Origin of the sequence: Carboxylicivirga marina, from assembly GCF_016612505.1 — a bacterium.
Taxonomy (GTDB): Bacteria; Bacteroidota; Bacteroidia; order Bacteroidales; family Marinilabiliaceae; genus Carboxylicivirga; species Carboxylicivirga marina.
The window spans coordinates 45,793-65,366 of the sequence record NZ_JAENRR010000005.1 but is presented as its reverse complement, the minus strand read 5'-3'; the positions used below and the strand labels follow the sequence as shown (position 1 = coordinate 65,366).

The window sequence follows — 19,574 nt, the reverse complement described above, 5'->3', positions numbered from 1 at the left end:
GATATATTGTGGTAATCACCTTCTTTTTTTGTTCCTCCATCTGGAAAAGTTGTGAAAAAGTCTGGCTTTTTTTCAAAAAGTCCTAACTAATAAGCAGAAACTCCTCTGATTTTCACAGGTCTTTGTAAAAAAAAACCAAAGCTTTATCTCTTAATTCTATTGAAGTATCTTCAAAATGCGGAGAAACTTATCGAACAAAAGTAGGCATTCGAGTAAAATGGCTAAGTGAATGAGATGCTGAATCAGAACAATACATAACACATCAAGCTTATCGATACATTTTATTTACTAACCAATGGTCGGCTATTGTAATGGCAGCCATTGCCTCAACAATTGGTACTGCTCGTGGAAGTACACAGGGGTCGTGTCGGCCTTGGGTGGTTGATTTGATTTCTTCACCATCTTTGTTAACCGTATTTTGTTCCATTAATATTGTCGCAATTGGTTTAAAAGCTACATTAAAGTAAATATCCTCACCATTACTGATTCCTCCTTGTATGCCGCCTGAACGATTCGTTTTTGTTCTAACTCTGTCACCTTCCATGTAAAACTCATCGTTGTGTTCTGAGCCTTTTAGTTCGGTTGCTCCAAATCCTAAACCATAGTCAAAGCCTTTAACGGCATTAATGGATAGCATGGCTTGCCCAAGTGTTGCGTGTAACTTATTAAAGACAGGATCACCTAAACCAACTGGCGCATTTTTAATCACACAGCTTATGATGCCACCAACCGAGTCTTTGTTTTTGCGTACATCATCGATGTAGTTAATCATTTTATCTGCAGTATCCGAATCAGGGCAACGTACAATGTTGTTTTCTGTATTTGACAGATCTAATGCAGTATAATCTTTGTCAAGCTGAATAGAACCAACTTTAGAAGTAAAAGCGTGTATCGTGATGCCTTGCTGTTGCAGCATTAATTTGGCGATAGCTCCTGCAACTACCCGAGCAATAGTTTCACGTGCCGATGAACGACCACCACCACGATAATCACGAATACCATATTTCCTTTGATAGGTATAATCAGCATGCGATGGGCGATAGACGTCTGCTATGTTTCCATAGTCTTTAGAACGCTGGTCTTTGTTCCAAATAACAAAAGCTATGGGTGTACCGGTTGCTTTTCCTTCAAAAATACCCGAAAGAAACTCAACTCTATCTTTTTCATCACGTGGCGTGGTAATGGCTGATTGGCCTGGTCGACGTCGATTAAGTTCACTTTGGATAAAATCTTCATCTATTATTGTATTGGGTAATACACCTTCAATAATTCCTCCAACAGCTTTACCATGGGATTCACCAAAAGAAGTTAGTTTAAATAATGTGCCAAATGAATTTGCAGACATATGTAGAGTTAAATTTAGAGATTGTTAAAAAATGAAGCGTAAAAATAGTTGTTTATAAGTGATTGCCCAAGTAGATATGTTGAAGAGTTAAAAAGAACATGTGTTTAGTATTGATTTAATGAAAAAAAAGGGAAGTGCTATAGCACCTCCCTTTATATCTATTGTATTCGATTGATTATCCGCATGAGCAACCGCCACCGCAGCCACCAGAACCAGTGCCACAACTTCCTGAACCACATGCTTCGGTTAATTCATCTTCAGATGCTTCACGAATTTCAAGTACTTCACCTTTAAAGAAAAGATTATCACCAGCTAATGGGTGATTGAAATCCATTTTTACTTTTTCGTCGCCAACTTCAAGAACAAGTCCGTTTAAGCGATTACCGTGTGCATCTTGCATAGGAACATGATTCCCAACAGTTAGAAGATTCTCATCAATTTGTCCTTCTACCTCGAAAATGTTCTTTGGAATTTCAACAACAGCATTTGGGTTAACTTCGCCATAAGCTTCTGCAGCTTTCAATTCAAAATCGAAGGCTGAACCTTTAGCTAATCCTTCCAGCTTAGTTTCAAACATTTCCAACATTTTGCCTGCGCCAAATACAAAACCTAGTGGTGCTGCAGCTTCTGTTTTCTCAACAACTTCGCCTTCAGCACTGTTTGCACGCAATTCGTAGGAAAGGGTAACAAATTTATTTCTTCCTATTTCCATTTTATAAAATTTAGTATTGTTATTATTTCTTATCTAATGGTCTATATTATATCAATTACCAGGCCAATTACATATAACTGACAATGATTCATGATGACTGCCATATGGTCGTAAAAAAACAAAGTAAATGAGTTTTTTTAGAACCATATAATCAATTGTAATAAAAAGACAGAGGAAGCGAAAAAAAGTTCAATGCTCAAAGAGTTTTTTGAGTAATAAGTTTGTTTCATTGCTATACAATTCTACTTGAATGGTATAACTTATGTGTTAACGAGCATTAGGTAATACGTGCTTTATTAGTATAAACAATGTTGAACTAATTCATTTTATCAATTGGGCTATCCGCCCAAACCGGACTTACTTTTTTAGCTTGACCTAAAAAACTAAGGAAAAAAGTTCAAGGCTACCTTTTAAATTGCTTTCTTATTAATCTCAATCTTAAGTGTGGCCGGGTGATCTTCGAACAAGTTCTAAGCTTCCCGGTCTTACTAAAGCTTTCGATAAAACGTAAGCTATTTAAAAGAGAGGCCACAAGGCAAGATGCTTATTAGGGCCTCTGTTTTTAACAAAATACTAATATCGAACTTTATTTCATATCAGTGCGGTTCATATCTACAAATCATTTAGGACGCTATTTTTTGTTAAAATACTTAACCGTATGTGGGCATGTTACCATACATTGTAAACAAGGCTTACATTGATGGACATTAATGAGCATGTCTCGATTACTTAGTTTAGTCCATGTGTGACCTTTAATCGCGCCGGTTTTACAATTATCCTGACAAATAGAGCAGGTGCCGCATGTTGGTTGAGGGCTTGTTTTATTGGTTGTATCTAGTGGTGTATCTGTCAAGACAGAACACATACTAATTGCGCTGCCATAATGGGGTGTTATTAATAAATCATTTTTACCTATCCAACCCATGCCTGCCAATAAAGCAATGGTTTTGTGGGGGAGAGGCGTACGATGCTCATTAGTGTTATATAAGCCGCTTTGTTCGATGTTAGCCTCTGATTGAGAGAATGCATTTGTGTTCCTATCAGCAAGAAAGATGCTTAATTCGTCAGCTATTTTGTCTGTGGTAATTTCAGTATTGTGAAATTCATCAGTATCAATCTCATTTCGTCGAATCATTTGCGCCACATAATCTTTGGTGCTTGCTACTTTTTGCAAATAAGGCTTTGTTAATGCTTTACCAAAAAGGATAGCCGAACAATACCCTTGAGTTTGCTCTTCTGGCAGTTGAGTTATATCAACAAAGTGGATAAAATCCATCCCTTTGAATCCTAGGAATTCAATTATTTGGCTTTGATTAATCATACTTTTAGCACCTGGCCGTTTTTCGCTTTTTACCGATATTACCTTTATTAATAACTTTTGTAATGTAATCGCTTGCCAGAGGTACTTTACAAGCTGTTCCACCCACATCGACCTTTACCTTTCCAATGTTTTGGGCAATCTGCTGCGATTTACTCGTTAAGCTTTCGATATAAGTGCCAACGGCTATTACAAAACCATTCATCGTATACCTTACCCTATTGGGTGAAAGGTGGATGTTGTTTTCAACGAAATCAAGCAGTTTACTATACTTATTAATGTTTAAGACATCATCGGCATTAACTGCTGCATAATTTGACAATGTTGCCCAGCCAGCAGCTGCTGTTGTTTCAATATCTGATTCAATCCATTCGAGTCCTAAATCAAAGCCAAACGGAGTTTCAGCTGCTACCCAAGGCACAGCATATTCACTCAGGTAATACCAATAGGCTTGATTGACCCACTCGTTCAGGTTTTCTTTCGTAATTTGTTTTTCATCAGCCATTAGGCCGGCCAGGTACATGGCATCAGAATTACCGGTGGCATATAACTCTAGCGATAGCTCATGGTTCTTCTTCGTTTGCTTTAATATCTTTTTTAAATCCTGAACTTTAACACCAAAGAATGGTTCTTTGGCACCATGCTTAATCAAAACACTTTTTGTTTGTTCATTGCCGAATGCTTCCAGTTGCTTTAGTATTTCTTGTGCTGTCATGGTTTGGTTTTTTGTTCAATATGGTAATGCTTAAGCTAAGTTGCATAATGTTGACCAGCTTGACAAGTGTAAAAATGACAATCAGTTATTAAATCCATTTTAATCTGGACATTCGGACGAAAGGCTATTATATTAATGGCGCTTTATTCATTGTAATTTGAAGTTAAATATAAAACCGTATTGTTATGAAGTTGATAACTGGATTATTGTTGTGTTTTTTGTTTGTATTTGTAGGATGTAATGATGATGATGACGACAAGATGTCGAGCATTGAAGTTCGTTTAACTGATAGTCCTGCAGAGTATGAAAAGGTGTTAATTGACGTGGAAGAAGTGAGAATTAATGCATCGTCGGATGATGAAGGAGGGTGGCAAACCTTGAGTACAGAAGACGGTATTTATGACTTGCTTGAGTTTACCAATGGTAATGATACGCTATTGGCTGGAGAAGATTTACCTGTTGGTCAAATATCTCAAATGCGATTAATACTGGGCGATGATAATAGTTTAGTAAAAGAAGGATCGACCTATCCATTAGAAACACCATCGGCACAACAATCGGGCTTAAAATTTAATATTAACGCCGAACTGGTAGAAGGTGTAAACTATAAGATTTGGATTGATTTTGATGCGGGGCGTTCAATTGTTGAAAAAGGCAATGGAACCTATTCATTAAAACCGGTAATCAGAACTTTTACTGAAGCGACCAGCGGAAGTATTAAAGGCATTATAAATCCGGTTAATGTGCGATCATACATAGCCGCCATTTCTGCAGCTAATGATACCATTGGAACTTTTAATGATACCATAAGTGGTGAGTTTCTGCTAAGAGGTATTGAAGCTGGTAACTATGAAGTCGAGATTGAACCTGGCAGCGATTATGAAGAACAGGAGTTTGAAGGTGTAAGTGTTATTCTCGGAGAAGTGACTGATTTAGGGACAATTACATTGATGATGCAGCCTCAGTAGCAATAATAAATCTTCAAGTATAGTTCGCTCCCTGACTCTGGGAGTATACTATCCCTTACCCAGGGAGGGATAGTATGCACCACCCGGGAGCGTGCACTCCCAACCCACGGGAGGTTATTTAATGCTTTGTCAAACCTTAATCTGCATAAATCATTGGAATTGTTTTAATGACTTTGTATGGTCGATGAAAGGATACAACAAAGCCTTCAATAGTTATTACCGAAGGCTTTTTAAACAATGTATATCAATGCCGTTTAGTTAAGGGTAAAAATCCCCCTCAACCCTTCGGGTAGCTCCCCAAGTGGAGCATTTATGCACAGCTTGTCTTTTATGCATTTATACCAAACTGCTAATCAAATCTTCCCCGTGGGGAAGTGCCGGAGGCGAAGGGGGAAAGAAGTTGGATTGTGTACTATTCATTCAAGATTATATAATTTTTTTTAACTAAACGACATTGCAATGTATATTATAAGCTTACTCGAACTCAATTGGTTTTAAAAAATAGAGTGATCGAATCGCACACGGATCGTTATCCGTTTTTGATTTGTTAAGGCATAAAAAAAAGGAAGGCTCGATGTGAACCTTCCTTTGTATTTTATAATTGTTTGTCTTACTAAAATTCTTCACCCATTCCACCGCTGTCACCACCGTTTTTACTGCGTTTCTGAATGAAGTTATTCAGTCGGTAGCTTAGTGTTACAGAAAACATTGGGGAGTCAGGTATCATTTCCTGGTAACTATATGAGTTAGGATTATCTATAATAGAAATGCGTCGCGATGTACCTAGTACGTTTCGTGCCTGCAGAACAGCTGAAAGTTTACGGTCCATAAAGTCCATGCGTATGGCTGCATTCATGTAATAATTGGATTTATTTTCTCCCTGTGCTGTTACTGTCGGACTATCGTAGTTTCCATCGATTTGAAGCTTGATGTTTTTTCGTAAGGTAAACGAGTTGTTAACCCTTGAACTCCAGTTGAAAGACGACCTGCTTTCGCTGGGTGAATAGTAGTTTTCGATACGATAGTCGTACAAATTACCCATGATGTTCATTTGCCACCATTTCGTTAAAGACATGTTCAACATGGTTTCGACACCTAAGGAATAGTCTTTGCCAATGTTATCGTATGTACGTAGCCAGATTTCACCATTTTCATCATAAGGTAACTGTATGCCCTGTATTTTATCGTGAGTTATTCTGTAATAGCCTTCAAGTGATAAAGAAATTTTCTCCCATTCTTTTAGGTAACCCAGTTCAAAGGCATCAATGTATTCGGGTTCCAAATTCGGATTTCCCTGACGAACGTTATATTGATCCTGCCAGGTTATAAAAGGCTCAAGGTACCAGCCTCTGGGCCGATCAATGCGTCTTGAATAACTGGCCATTAACTGATTGTCCTTTGGTAGCTGGTACGACACATGTACTGTGGGGAAGAAATCCCAGCGCTCAACCGTATACGTTTCATTAACGGGAATGGCTTCAGTATCGTCTGGCGATTCTTTGTATTGGTAATCAAAATCGGTACGTCGATCGGTATATTCAGCACGTAAACCTAATTGATAGCCAAATTTGTCAACATTTCCTTTATAAACACTGTAGAGTCCATATATATTTCGATGCATCTCAGTCATGTTTCTGCTGGTATCGTTTTCAACAAAACCACCTTGATTGACATCCCAATTATATACTCTTGATACATCATCACCTAAACCCATTCGACCCTGAAAACCGGCTTCAAAAACGTCGTCTTCGCCAATGGGTTTACTATAGTCAAGGCGCAATTCCCACCGGTTGTTTGGTCCCACTTCAGTAGTGCGGGTGCCATCTACAATGGAATTATTCTGAGAGCGATAGTTCTCTGAGAACTCATCGCCATCGTAACCGCGATGGTTAATTTGAGCTGCAATTTCATGACCCTTTTGTGCAAATTTATGCACGTAATTACTTGTTATCGAATAATACAAGCCAGAGCGTTCTGAATCGTTTATGCTATGATACGTCTGATTTTCCATGCCAGGTATTTGCTCAAGGTATTCCAAATCAGAATTTCCTGACATCTTAAAATTACCAAGGCGTGCATTAATGCTAAAGTTATCTCTCGGTGTGATGTCCCAATCAAAACCGGCTCTGGCACCACCACCACCAAAACTTCTTTCATTATCGCCTTCAGCTTCTATTATGGTAGTCTCATTATTACGGGTTGTTTCACGACGAGTATAGCTAGTGCCTGTTCGTGGACTATTATTATAGTCGGCACCTATGTTAAAATTGATATTTTTTTTGCGCCAGTTTAAAAGAAAGTCGCCACCATACATATTAAAGTTGCCAGCCTTTAAATTAGCAAGGCCTTGTACTCCGGGAGTTCGGTTTTTCTTTGTGATAATATTAATGATTCCTCCCGTTCCGTCTGGCTGGTATTTGGCCGATGGATTGGTAATAATCTCAATGTTTTCAATAGTTGAAGCCGGCGTTTGACGTAATACGTCACTTGCATCCAATACTGTAGGTTTACCATCGATGAGTACGGTTATACCTGTACTTCCTCTCAATGATACGTTACCTTCAATATCAACTTTGATTGAAGGCACATTTTCAAGTACTTCAACAGCAGACAGGGAGGCAGATGTCATCTGCTCTCCAACTGATACGACTTTTTTATCGATGTGAAATTCAACAGATTGTCGTTCGGCAATTACTTCTACTTCTTCGAGCGATTGATTGGCAGAACCGAGAGTGATGTTACCTAAATTTATCATATCACGACCGCCATCAACCACAATGTCGTCGTAGCGTTTGTTCTCATAACCTAAGAATGATACAACCACATAGAAGTTACCTTCTTTGAGTCCTTTGATTTTAAAGTTACCATTCTCATCACTAATGGTACCATTAATAACGCTATTGTCTTGTGCATTATAGATAGCCACTGTGGCATATTCCACAGGTTTTTTTGAATTGCCATCGTACACTTTTCCTTTAACTATTCCTTCTTTCTCGGGTGAATTTGCCATTAATGAAAGAGGAATAAGCATTCCTAATAAGAGGGTTAAAATCTTCACTTTCGTTTTTGTATTTAAAATCCGTTACTTTTTTACTTATCTCTGACGCTGATGTTTTTTTAATCCTGCGCATTAGTTCAACAAAAAGTTACCTAAAAGGATTAATGAACTTTTGCTGCAATTTAAAGCTGCAGAGCTATAATAACTTATGAATCCTGACTGTGTGTAATTATTACTCCTATCGCTTTCCTTTGTTGTTCAAAGGAAACAAACGATTTCTCTATAGTCATAATTGTATGGGCTAAAGTAATTATCTTCACGACCGAAACATTATTATTTAACATGTCATTAACAAAAGAAGAGTTAGAGCGCTACAAGCGTCATACTCTATTACCTGAGATTGGAACAGAGGGACAGAAGAAGCTTAAAGCGGCATCAGTTTTAATTGTTGGCACCGGTGGATTAGGTTCACCTATAGCGATGTATTTAGCAGCTTCTGGAGTAGGGCACATTGGTTTAGTTGATTTTGATGTGGTTGATGAATCTAACCTTCAACGGCAGATTATTCACAAATCAAGCAGCGTTGGTGAAGCTAAGACAGAATCAGCATATGCGACTCTAAAGGAGATAAATCCTTACATTAATATCACCTTATATAACGAAGCATTAACTTCTGATAATGCTATAGAAATAATCAAATCGTACGATATTGTAACAGATGGTACTGATAACTTTGCCACGCGATATTTGGTCAATGATGCCTGTGTATTGAGTGGTAAAATAAATGTATTTGGCTCTATTCGACAGTTTGAAGGACAAGTAAGTGTTTCTGGCGCCAGCGATGGACCATGTTATCGTTGCCTTTTTCCGGAACCGCCAGAACCAGGGACTGTACCATCATGTGCCGAAGCGGGCGTAATGGGAGTGTTACCTGGTGTAATTGGTACACTGCAAGCTACCGAAGTGATTAAACAAATTGTGGGTATTGGTGAACCATTGGTAGGTCGATTATTGAACTACGATGCACTTAAAATGCAATTCGGTGAAATAAAGTTTATGAAAGATCCCGATTGTCCGTGTTGTGGAAATGAACCAAGCATTAAAGAATTGATTGATTATGATGCTTTTTGCGGTCAGCAGGCAACGAATGAATCGGTTGAGGAAATATCTGCAGATGAGTTAAAACACATTTTATCTGGGAATGAAAATACTGTATTGATAGATGTACGTGAACCCATTGAACTTCAGCAAGGCTTGATTGCTAATTCAATTAATATACCCATGCAACAGATTCCAAATCGCTTAGCTGAGATTCCTAAAGAAGTACCTGTTGTTGTTTATTGTCATTTGGGAATTAGAAGTGCACATGTTATTGAATATCTTAAATCACAAGGTTATAAAAAGCTGATTAATCTTGAAGGAGGTTACGATGCCTGGGAGTCGGTAAACTAGAAACACCCACAATCATGGAAAAACTCATTACGAAAAAGAAGTGGATGGAAATGCTACTGAGTCTCTCCATGAATGCTTTTGGGGTTAAGATTTGGCTTGTTTAATAGTGGTTGCCAAAATATAAATTAGAGATACGCTTGTCGTAAATTTAAAGTTAAATAAACATGAAGTTTGCGTGCAACTTTGTAACAACCCCACAATGCATACAAACTGCTAAAATATAGAAAGTAATGTTCCGCCAGATTGTTATTCTTGATTATACCGGTTTGCAAGGTTTTGCTATTGATAAATTGCAAGCTATTTCTGATAGTCCAATCAAAATGTTTAACGATATACCTAAAACAGATGAAGAGATTATTAGCAGAATAGGTAATGCTGACTGTTTATTTGTATCATGGAATACGCCGGTTACTAAAGATGTTATAAGCGCTTGTACAAACCTAAAGTACATTGGTATGTGTTGCAGCCTGATTGACGAAGATTCGGCGAATGTAGATGTCCGTTTTGCCAAAACGAAAGGAATAGTGGTTAAAGGTATACGCGATTATGGCGATGAAGGAGTAGCAGAATTTATTGTTTCTGAATTAATACAACTGCTAAAAGGACTTGGCAAGTATCAGTGGCAATTAGAACCTGTTGAGTTAACAGGGCGAAAAGTAGGAATAATAGGCATGGGAACGACTGGTTTGATGACCTCCAAAAGACTGCAGGCCTTTGGTGCAAAACTGTTTTACTATAGCCGCTCAAAAAAGGAAGAAGCTCATGGGCTAGGAATCGAACACCTGCCTTTGGAGGAACTGTTAAATACTTGTGATATTATTTCTTTCCATTTGCCTCGTCATACAAAAGTTTTGAGCGACGACAATTTAATGCAATTAGGTAGTGGGAAAATACTTGTTAATACTTCATTAGGATTACCATTTAATAAGGAGCCATTCAAGAAATGGTTATTAAAAAGTAACAACTACGCCATTTTTGATGTCTGTGGGTTTGGTCCCTTTTTAGATGAACTATCGAAATGCGATAACCTGATTTATAGTGAACATACTTCCGGATGGACCAAGGAGGCGAAAGAACGCCTTTCTTATAAGGTGTTGGATAATGTGGAAGAATATCTGACAGGATAATTTAGAATTGTCATTCCGAACTGAATATTTATATTTGCCGCCTGATTTTATGAAGGTATGAGTAAAAAGGCGATTTCGAAGAATTCTGTTACCAAAATCATGCGTGTTTTGCACCGCGATATTGGTTTTCTAATGATTGGTTTAACCATTGTTTATTGTGTTAGTGGTATCGTATTGGTTTATCGCGATACTGATGTATTTATCATAGACAAGCATTACTCTGAAAATATTGGAAAAAACAGACGGCCACATGAATTGGGGTCAGCACTTAAATTGAGACGCTTACATGTGTTAAAGGTGAGTAACGATAGCATTTATTTCAATTATGGTAGTTATTGCCGTTCTAGTGGAGAGGCTAATTATACCATTAAAACTTACCCAGATATTGTGTGGACCATCAATAGCTTTCATAAGATAAAAAGTCGTTATATGAGCCATTGGTTGGCTGTTGTCTATGGTGTGTTATTGCTGTTTTTAGCCATCTCTTCGCTGTGGATGTATAAACCAAGTTCGAAGAAGTTTAAAAGAGGACTGGTACTTACCGCCATTGGCTTAGTAATCGCTGCAATCCCCTTGTTTATAGAGTAAACTTATCGTTGGTCGCTTTCAAGATTGTGGAAAGCAAAAAATGTTGTTTGATTCTTTTTAATGTCAAAATTAAAAGGAACTGAATTCTGCATGCGGCCACTGGTGTTTAATTGTACGCTGTTCATTCCTTCATCAAGTGGTATGCGACAATAAGAAATACTATATGGCAATGATTGCCAGTTTCGTGTATCGGCTTTTTCGGTCATAGCATTAACGATGCTAACAATTGTTCCCAGGTTTTCATTCTCGTTACGGGCTACTTCCTCCAATGCTTTCTTAGTAGCCAATCGAGCAATTCCAGCTGCCATCTCACGCATCATCCGATCGCTCAAACATTGAAAAGCAACGGCATTAATATCTTCTCCCAACTGTAAGTCATACTCTTCACTATTGGCGGAGATCGTTGCTTTTGTAAAAATGGGTTTGCGCTCGTGATATTTAGGAAAAGCAACCCTTAAGAATGACAGGTTTTTAAAGGCTGCCTGGTCGTTTCTTGATTTATTACCAATGTAAATCGGAAATGAAAAATCATGTTCTTCGTTGGCTAAGGTTATCCAACCATCGTTATAGCCAGTGTTGGTGAAATTAATGCTCCACTCATCTTTCACAGGACCAAAACCATTTAACCAGAAAAAAACCAAATGACCTTTCTCATTGTCTTCAGGTTCGTATTTAAGGTCAAATTTATTTTCATAAAAGTTTAGTTCAGAACCGAATCCCAGCTGTTGAGCGGTACGCATTAAGTCTTGTTTTAATTGCTCTGGTACGTTAACGCCAAAAAGCTCTTTGTAGTCTTCCTCGTATATTTCTAAGGCATTTCGGTAAGCAATAAATGCATCATTGGTATTTCCTGCAGCTTCATATATCAAGCCCATCATACAATGTGCAAAAGCATCTCGCGAATATTTATTTTTGTTCTTCTTGTATTTGTCATTGAGCTTTTGCAGTACAATATTCACACGGCGGCATTCTACTAATGCACCTTCATAATCTTTGAGATAGATATAATTAAGGGCCTTGTAAAAATGTATCAATACAGCTTCGAAATCTTCTGGTCTATAGGGTTTAACCATCGGATTCGTTATTAGGGCTAATGCTTCGTTACCAAATGATTTACTGAAATCTTCCACATAATAATCGGCCTGATTAAAGTAATTATTACTCAACTCATATTGCCCGTTCATAAAACAGACAACGCCACGGTTACAAAAATACAGATAACGATTCTTTCCTTCGGCGCCTTTAGAATCATTTGATAATTCTTTGTCGGCAGCCTCAAACTGCCCGGAGGCAATCAGGCTTTGTAGCTTAATGTTTTGTTCGTAATAAGTGGCACAGCCAAAAAAGAAGAGGGAAAGAAATATGGTGAGAATTTTGGATTTCATAGGTCGAAGTGTGGGCAGAGGTGTAGATTTTAAGTTAAAGGGGTTAATGGTTAATTATCAATGATTAATTATCAATTATCAACGATAAGTTATTGATTATTAGTAATTAACCATTAGTAATTAACCATTAACCATTATTTATTTATGTACTTTTTAATTTCTTTGTCACCAATCCATACAATTTCATTGGTCTCAAGATTAGATAGTTCCATGTTGATTTTGTAGAAGTTAACGCGCTCCTTTTTGTAAGTGTCAACAATGGAGTTAATATCTCCATTCAGCATAAAATCGGCACCTAATTCTTTACCCCATGCTTTGGCTGTTTCCATACTCGACATTTCTTGTTGAGTAGCTCTTTCGCGACGCAATTCCTCACGTTTTTCACCTGCCTGAACTAATCTGACACGGCCGCTATTGATAAAGGCTTTTTCAACATCTTTAACAAAGGTTTCAGCGCTAATGTGCTCATGTGATTTATTGTAAACTAAACCAACAACTACCACTGGCTTTTTACCATTGTTGTCTTCCTGATGATTACCAATCCAGGCGCCGCCTAGTACTTGATTAACCATTTCTTCGGCTACTAATCGTGAGTCGGTATCATTCCAGCGACCACTTAAATCGATCGTTTCTTTGGTGTCAACGCGTTCAACCTTATGGCTTGAACATCCTTTGATGAAAGTTGCAGTTAATACAATTGCTAATACGAAGGTTAAATTTCGTTTCATAAGTAATAAGTTTAGATTTATGGATATTCCTTTTTAATCCGTGTTTGGTTAATCAAAAAGCATTCCAAAAAACGGTTTAGAATGCATTAAAATAACCCTTTAATTCATTATATAATTTGTCAGTTGTAGAAACAAGTGGCAGACGCAATTGGTTGTCAATTATTTGTCGCATTTCTAATAGTGCTTTTATGCCAGCAGGATTTCCTTCAACAAAAATGTTATTAATTAAATCAATGAGAGAATAATGTATCTGACGTGCTTTAGGCATATTGTTTTCTACGGCAGCATTCACCATGCTACTGAATTCAACCGGACATGCATTTGCAATCACAGAAATAACACCATTGGCACCAGAGGCAATAAGCGGTAAGGTGGTGGCGTCATCTCCCGAAAGAACTGCAAAATCCTGCGGCTTATGCTTGATGATTTGCATTATTTGTTCCCAATTACCAGAAGCTTCCTTTACTGCAACGACATTTTCTATGTTACTGGCTAATTTTAAGCAGGTATCTGCATTTAGATTACAGCCTGTGCGCGACGGTACGTTGTACAAGATTACTGGCACCGGCGAAACATCAGCAATGGCTTTGTAATGTTGATATAAGCCTTCTTGTGTTGGTTTGTTGTAAAATGGAGTAACAGATAAGATCGCATCAACGCCATCAAAATCGGTACGGTTAATGGTGTCAATCAGTTCGTCAGTATTATTGCTACCCATACCTAATATTACAGGAAGCCGATTGCTATTAGCTTCCTTGATGGTATGTATGACTTCCAGCTTTTCTTTATTACTCAGAGTGGCCGTTTCGGCTGTTGTACCAAGTGCCACGAGGTAATTAACGCCACCATCAATCACATAATTCACTAGCTTTTTAAGCGCCGAATGGTCAACAGCTTTATTGTTATCAAAAGGTGTTACCAGAGCTACACCTGTTCCGGTAAGTTGTTGGGGAGATATCATGGATTGTCTTTAGTTGTTGATTAGTTTCAGGTAACGGATGATTTGCTTTTTTAACTCAGAAGTGTCGCTTTCATTTTTTAATTCTATCATGAAGTCGTATAACTCATTATCCAATCCGGCTTTACCCATTTTAAATTCAGCCTTCGAAAGCTGACCCAGGTAATCAATAGCAAAAGGCTGTTTGTCCACCAAAATGAATAAGAGATGAAAGGGCTTATTCACAAATTCTTGAAGTGCATCATTTTTTAATGCATAGAAAAAACTAAAATCACTTCTGCAAGCGAAGGTGTAAGTGCTGTCACCAATGTAATTATCATCTCTTTTCTTTTTATCGATAAAGCCTAAAGCTTCTGAGGTGATATTGGCATCCTTTAACTCATTAATGAGTTCTTTTACAACTTTAAGGTTGCGGTCGTCTGTTGCATCGTATAGTATACCAGCACTTTGAGCCGTTTCCAGGTTGTGCATCCTCTTTTTTCGAGGTGCTTTTTTATGCTGGCTTTCTAGTTTATATATGGCGACTTTCTGTCGTATTGTTTCAATGAAATTGCTCATTTATCCTGTGTGTAATATGAATTAGTATGTGGTTATGCGTTTAATAAATTGAAAAACTCTTCTTCAGTAACAAAATTAATACCGAGCTTTTGGGCCTTTGATTTTTTTGATGCGCCAACATTTTCGCCTGCTAATACAAACGAAGTTTTGGCAGAGATTGAATTAGTACATTTACCACCGTTTTCTTCGATTAACTTGGCATAATGCGGCCGTGGTTGCGATAATGTTCCTGTAATCACAATTGTTTTACCTTCCAGCTTACTGGATCTGTTGGCCGATTTTTCTTCCAGCTTAAACTGTAAACCTGCTGTTTTAAGTCTTTCAACTAGATGTCTGTTTTGTTCATTCTCAAAGTATTGCACCAGACTCGAGAGTATATTGGCTTTTACGCCTTTTATTTGTGCATAATGAAAGTAAGCTTCCGGAATATCGTTTTTGACTTGTTCGCGCAATACGTTTTCAAGGGCTTCTTTTGTGCCAATGTCAATATTGGTTTTGCGCTTAGAGTTCAGGTTTTGAGTGAATGATTTCTGAATGGCATGAATGCTGTAAATATCTTCAAAAATGCTTAGAGTTTGGTATAGGTATTGCGATTTTTTCAAATCACTTTTGGGTGTGTATTTGATGGTTGAAGGCGTTTCCTCTTCGGGTAAGCAATCTAAATACAACTCTTTTAATCTTTCCAAAAGACTTGGTGCAGATGCTGCACTAATATTTTCAACATTATTCACTGTTTTGCAGATTTCCTTCGCTACTGTTTCACCAATATCTTTAATGCCCAATGCAAAAAGCACTTTCTCAAATGGTTCTTTTTTCGAATTTTCGATACTCTCAATTAATTTAGAAACCGACTTTTCCTGGAGCGTTGTTTTGCTCAAAACGTTAAGCTTATCAACTATTCCTTTATTTGTTTTAGAGTTAAGCGTGGTGATTATCGATTGTGCCACCTCATTATTAATGCCCAGTTTTATCAAATCGCTTGCTTCGCATTTGGCAATCTGGTAAATGTAATCGTATGTTTGAATTACTTTTTCCAAATCTTCATGACTGGCCTGGGGGATTCTAAAATATTTAAGAATAGTGATTAAACGTATGCCTTCACTATCGTTTTTGTCATCTTCAAAATGCGTAATAATATCCTGATTGAATAAATCAGATTTATAACCGATAATGCTCGCAATGAATTTAGTTTGCTGTGCTTTATCTCTGAATTCTAACCCTTCAATGCCACTTAAGGAATCAGAACTTGCATTTAGGTAATTTTCTAAAGTTTCATAATGCCTGGTGAGAATGCCTGCATTTTTTAATGTCATTGGCTTGGAACCGATATTTAAGGCGTAAATAACTTTTTCTAAAGGTATTTTTGGTTGCTCATATAGCTCATCTTTTGGCAGGTTGAGTCGCTCCAGGCCGATAAGTTGATTTTGCTTATTGTTTAATTCGTATAAATCAGCTACGTTTTTGATATAGCCTTTTTCTATTAGCAAAGAGATTATACCTTCACCAAGGCTGTCGATGTTCATTGCTTTGCGACTCACAAAATGACTGATTCGGTTTTCTATTTGCGGAGGACAACCTGTTTCATTAGGACAATAATGTGCCGCTACACCTTCTTCTTTAACTAAAGTAGTACCACACTCAGGACAATGACTAATAAATATAAATTTATCAGCGTTTGCTTGACGCTTATCAATATTAACCTTGGTTATTTTTGGTATTATTTCACCACCTTTCTCAACAAACACCGTATCTCCAGTATGTAAATCAAGTGAGTCAATAATATCGGCATTATGCAAAGAAGCGCGTTTAACGGTTGTGCCGGCCAGTTGTACTGGCGATAAGTTAGCTACCGGTGTGATTTTTCCGGTACGCCCAACCTGGTAGGTAATTGATTGAAGCAATGATTCAGCTTCTTCGGCTTTAAACTTGTAAGAAATAGCCCATCGTGGTTCTTTGGCGGTGTAACCCAGCTGTTCCTGGTAAGCACGGTTGTTAACCTTTATTACAATACCATCAATTTCAAAAGGCAGATTAAAACGCTCCTTATCCCATTTATTAATGAATTGATAAATGTCTTGCAAGGAGTTGCAGACTTTGTAGTGTGCTGGTGTTTTAAAACCCCATTGTCCGGCATTTTTAATGTTATCTGAATGAAGAGTGGTGTTTAAATTATCGCTAAAGACATAATACAACAAACAATCTAAACCACGTTTGGCAACTTCTTTACTCTTCTTAAGTTTTAATGAGCCAGCGGCTGTATTTCTAGGATTGGCAAATGTTTTTTCACCTTTAACTTCAAGCTCAGCATTTATCTCATTAAACTTCTTTTTAGGAATAAATATTTCTCCTCGTATAACAAATTCATCAGGATAACTACCCTTCAATTGGAGCGGGATGCTTTTAATGGTTTTGACATTGGCCGTAACGTCGTCGCCTTTTTCGCCATCACCACGTGTAACAGCATTTGATAATTCGCCGTTTTCGTATGTTAAGCTAATGGATGCACCATCGTATTTTAGTTCACAAACAAACTCTACCTCATGACCAATTTCTTTGGAGATTCTATTGTAAAAGTTTTCTATTTCGGCTTCATTGTATGTATTGCCCAACGATAACATTGGGTACTTGTGAGTTACCTGTATGAAATCGTTAGATAAATCACTACCAACACGTTTTGAGGGGCTGTTTGGCTCATCAAACTCAGGGTGTTGTTTTTCCAGTTCAATAAGTTTCTTCAATAACTGGTCAAAGTCATAATCTGAAATTTGTGGCTCATTCAGTACATAATACTGATGGTTATATTGGTGAAGTTGTTCTCTTAACTCTTGTATCTCTTTCCCGATATCAGGCATTACTTGTGCTTTTGTAAGGTTAACAAACAAAAATACAATAATATTTCAATCACTGTGGAGGAGTTGTTGTTATTCTGTCCATCAAATGACGAATTCTTCGGACTGCAAACTTCGGACTTCGGACTATAGTTTTATCTTTGCGGCGCTAAAAATAGATAATATGATTTCGGTAGATGGATTGACGGTAGAATTTGGTGCTACCACACTGTTTAAGAATATCTCTTTTGTAATTAATGAAAAGGACCGTATTGCCTTGATGGGGAAGAATGGAGCCGGGAAATCAACTTTATTGAAGATTCTTGCCGGAGCACGTGAGGCTAACAAAGGTCATGTGGCGGTGCCTAATGATAAGGTTGTGGCCTACTTGCCTCAGCATTTGATGACGGAGGATAACCGGACAGTGTTTGAAGAAGCCTCTCAGGCTTTTGCTCATATCTTCGCGATGGAGAAGGAGATTGCTGAAATTAATAAAGAGCTGGAGTCACGTACTGATTATGAGTCGGAGAGCTACTACGAATTAATAGAAAAGGTATCGACACTCAGTGAGAAATTTTATTCGATTGAGGAAACGAATTTTGATGCCGAAGTTGAAAAGGTATTGTTGGGCCTTGGTTTTATGCGCGATGATTTACAGCGCCCAACCAGCGAGTTTTCAGGAGGTTGGCGAATGCGTATTGAGCTCGCTAAGATATTGCTTCAAAAACCAGACTTAATATTGCTCGATGAGCCAACTAACCACCTGGATATTGAGTCGATTCAGTGGCTCGAGGAATTCCTGATAAACTGTGGTAAAGCGGTGATTGTGATTTCTCACGACAGGGCTTTTGTTGATAATATCACTACGCGTACCATTGAAGTTACCATGGGACGTATTTACGATTATAAAGTCAATTATTCTCAATATTTAGTGCTGCGTCAGGAGCGTCGTGTGCATCAATTGAAAGCGTTTGAAGAGCAGCAGAAGATGATTGCTGAGAATGAGGCTTTTATAGAGCGTTTTAAGGGTACATATTCCAAAACACTTCAGGTGCAAAGTCGGGTAAAGATGCTTGAAAAACTCGATAGGGTAGAAGTCGATGAAGAGGATCGTTCATCACTGCGCCTTAAATTTCCTCCGGCACCTCGTTCGGGAAATTATCCTTTAATAGCCACAGAAGTAACAAAGTATTACGATGAACATCTGGTTTTTGCCGATGCTTCGTTAACCTTGGAGCGTGGTGAGAAAATAGCGTTTGTAGGTCGAAATGGAGAAGGTAAATCCACTCTGGTAAAAGCCATTATGAGCGAAATTGATTATAAGGGCGAACTGCAATTGGGGCACAATACCATGATTGGCTATTTTGCACAAAATCAGGCTTCTATGTTGGATGAGGAACTAACGGTTTTTCAAAGCATTGATGATATTGCCGTTGGTGATATTCGGACAAAAATTAAAGATATGCTCGGTGCCTTTATGTTTGGTGGCGAAGATATTGATAAGAAGGTACGCGTATTGTCAGGAGGTGAGAAAACACGATTAGCGATGGTTAAATTACTGCTTGAGCCGGTTAACTTGTTAATTCTGGATGAGCCAACCAATCACTTGGATATGAAAACAAAAGATGTGCTTAAAGATGCCCTTAAGGCCTTTGATGGAACGCTAATACTGGTATCTCATGATAGAGATTTTCTGGATGGTTTGGTTGATAAGGTATATGAATTTGGTAATCAACGCGTGAAAGAGCATCTTGGAGGTATTCAAAGCTTCCTTGAGATGAAAAAGATGGCGCATTTGAATGAATTGGAAAGGAAGAACTAATTTTCGAAGTTCTCTAAAATATATTTATTAGCCACTGGACGTAGTCGAAGTGATTGTTGTTTTCATCCCGAC

15 protein-coding genes are annotated in these 19,574 nt (G+C 37.9%); 5 read left to right on the top strand and 10 right to left on the bottom strand.

Annotated features, from left to right (window positions below):
* Positions 1-268 precede the first annotated feature (268 nt).
* The 4 genes from aroC to JIV24_RS03285 all read right to left on the bottom strand — a co-directional run bounded on the left by aroC (position 269) and on the right by JIV24_RS03285 (position 4,090).
* Positions 269-1,345: a chorismate synthase gene (aroC, locus tag JIV24_RS03300; protein WP_200463582.1), complete on the bottom strand. Its 1,077-nt coding sequence runs from the start codon at positions 1,343-1,345 to the stop codon at positions 269-271.
* Between the two features lie 175 nt (positions 1,346-1,520).
* A complete protein-coding gene (locus JIV24_RS03295) occupies positions 1,521-2,057 on the bottom strand; it encodes an FKBP-type peptidyl-prolyl cis-trans isomerase (protein WP_200463581.1) in 537 nt (178 codons plus the stop codon).
* Positions 2,058-2,688: 631 nt separating this feature from the next.
* Positions 2,689-3,378: a hypothetical protein gene (locus JIV24_RS03290; protein ID WP_200463580.1), complete on the bottom strand. Its 690-nt coding sequence runs from the start codon at positions 3,376-3,378 to the stop codon at positions 2,689-2,691.
* A gap of 4 nt (positions 3,379-3,382) precedes the next feature.
* Positions 3,383-4,090 (bottom strand): DNA alkylation repair protein, encoded by a 708-nt coding sequence (locus JIV24_RS03285; RefSeq protein WP_200463579.1) that lies wholly within the window; start codon positions 4,088-4,090, stop codon positions 3,383-3,385.
* Between the two features lie 185 nt (positions 4,091-4,275).
* Here JIV24_RS03285 and JIV24_RS03280 point away from each other — a divergent pair, with 185 nt between their 5' ends.
* A complete protein-coding gene (locus tag JIV24_RS03280) occupies positions 4,276-5,058 on the top strand; it encodes a DUF4382 domain-containing protein (RefSeq protein WP_200463578.1) in 783 nt (260 codons plus the stop codon).
* 613 nt (positions 5,059-5,671) lie between these two features.
* On the opposite strand, the gene JIV24_RS03275 is transcribed toward JIV24_RS03280, so the two are convergent.
* Positions 5,672-8,116, bottom strand: a complete 2,445-nt coding sequence (locus JIV24_RS03275) for a TonB-dependent receptor domain-containing protein (protein WP_200463577.1) — start codon at positions 8,114-8,116, stop codon at positions 5,672-5,674.
* 282 nt (positions 8,117-8,398) lie between these two features.
* Between JIV24_RS03275 and moeB the strand changes: the two genes are divergently transcribed.
* The 3 genes from moeB to JIV24_RS03260 all read left to right on the top strand — a co-directional run bounded on the left by moeB (position 8,399) and on the right by JIV24_RS03260 (position 11,223).
* Positions 8,399-9,508, top strand: coding sequence for a molybdopterin-synthase adenylyltransferase MoeB (gene moeB / locus JIV24_RS03270; RefSeq protein ID WP_200463576.1), 1,110 nt, complete (start codon positions 8,399-8,401; stop codon positions 9,506-9,508).
* A 230-nt stretch (positions 9,509-9,738) separates the two neighbouring features.
* Entirely contained in the window at positions 9,739-10,635 is an 897-nt protein-coding gene (locus tag JIV24_RS03265; protein ID WP_200463575.1) for an NAD(P)-dependent oxidoreductase, read from the top strand.
* Between the two features lie 57 nt (positions 10,636-10,692).
* Positions 10,693-11,223, top strand: coding sequence for a hypothetical protein (locus tag JIV24_RS03260; RefSeq protein WP_200463574.1), 531 nt, complete (start codon positions 10,693-10,695; stop codon positions 11,221-11,223).
* A 2-nt stretch (positions 11,224-11,225) separates the two neighbouring features.
* Here the strand turns inward: JIV24_RS03260 and JIV24_RS03255 are convergent, their stop codons facing one another.
* The 5 genes from JIV24_RS03255 to ligA form a co-directional block, all read right to left on the bottom strand.
* Positions 11,226-12,608 carry a COG3014 family protein gene (locus JIV24_RS03255; RefSeq protein ID WP_200463573.1) on the bottom strand — a complete coding sequence of 461 codons (1,383 nt, stop codon included), beginning with the start codon at positions 12,606-12,608 and terminating at the stop codon, positions 11,226-11,228.
* A gap of 134 nt (positions 12,609-12,742) precedes the next feature.
* Positions 12,743-13,336, bottom strand: a complete 594-nt coding sequence (locus JIV24_RS03250) for a penicillin-binding protein activator LpoB (RefSeq protein ID WP_200463572.1) — start codon at positions 13,334-13,336, stop codon at positions 12,743-12,745.
* Between the two features lie 76 nt (positions 13,337-13,412).
* A complete protein-coding gene (gene dapA, locus JIV24_RS03245; protein ID WP_234445686.1) occupies positions 13,413-14,297 on the bottom strand; it encodes a 4-hydroxy-tetrahydrodipicolinate synthase in 885 nt (294 codons plus the stop codon).
* A gap of 9 nt (positions 14,298-14,306) precedes the next feature.
* Complete coding sequence (locus tag JIV24_RS03240) at positions 14,307-14,852, bottom strand: DUF6913 domain-containing protein (RefSeq protein WP_200463571.1); 546 nt, start codon at positions 14,850-14,852, stop codon at positions 14,307-14,309.
* Positions 14,853-14,884: 32 nt separating this feature from the next.
* Complete coding sequence (gene ligA / locus JIV24_RS03235) at positions 14,885-17,704, bottom strand: NAD-dependent DNA ligase LigA (protein WP_200463570.1); 2,820 nt, start codon at positions 17,702-17,704, stop codon at positions 14,885-14,887.
* A gap of 160 nt (positions 17,705-17,864) precedes the next feature.
* Here ligA and JIV24_RS03230 point away from each other — a divergent pair, with 160 nt between their 5' ends.
* Positions 17,865-19,502 (top strand): ABC-F family ATP-binding cassette domain-containing protein, encoded by a 1,638-nt coding sequence (locus tag JIV24_RS03230; protein WP_200463569.1) that lies wholly within the window; start codon positions 17,865-17,867, stop codon positions 19,500-19,502.
* The last annotated feature ends 72 nt before the right edge of the window (positions 19,503-19,574 follow it).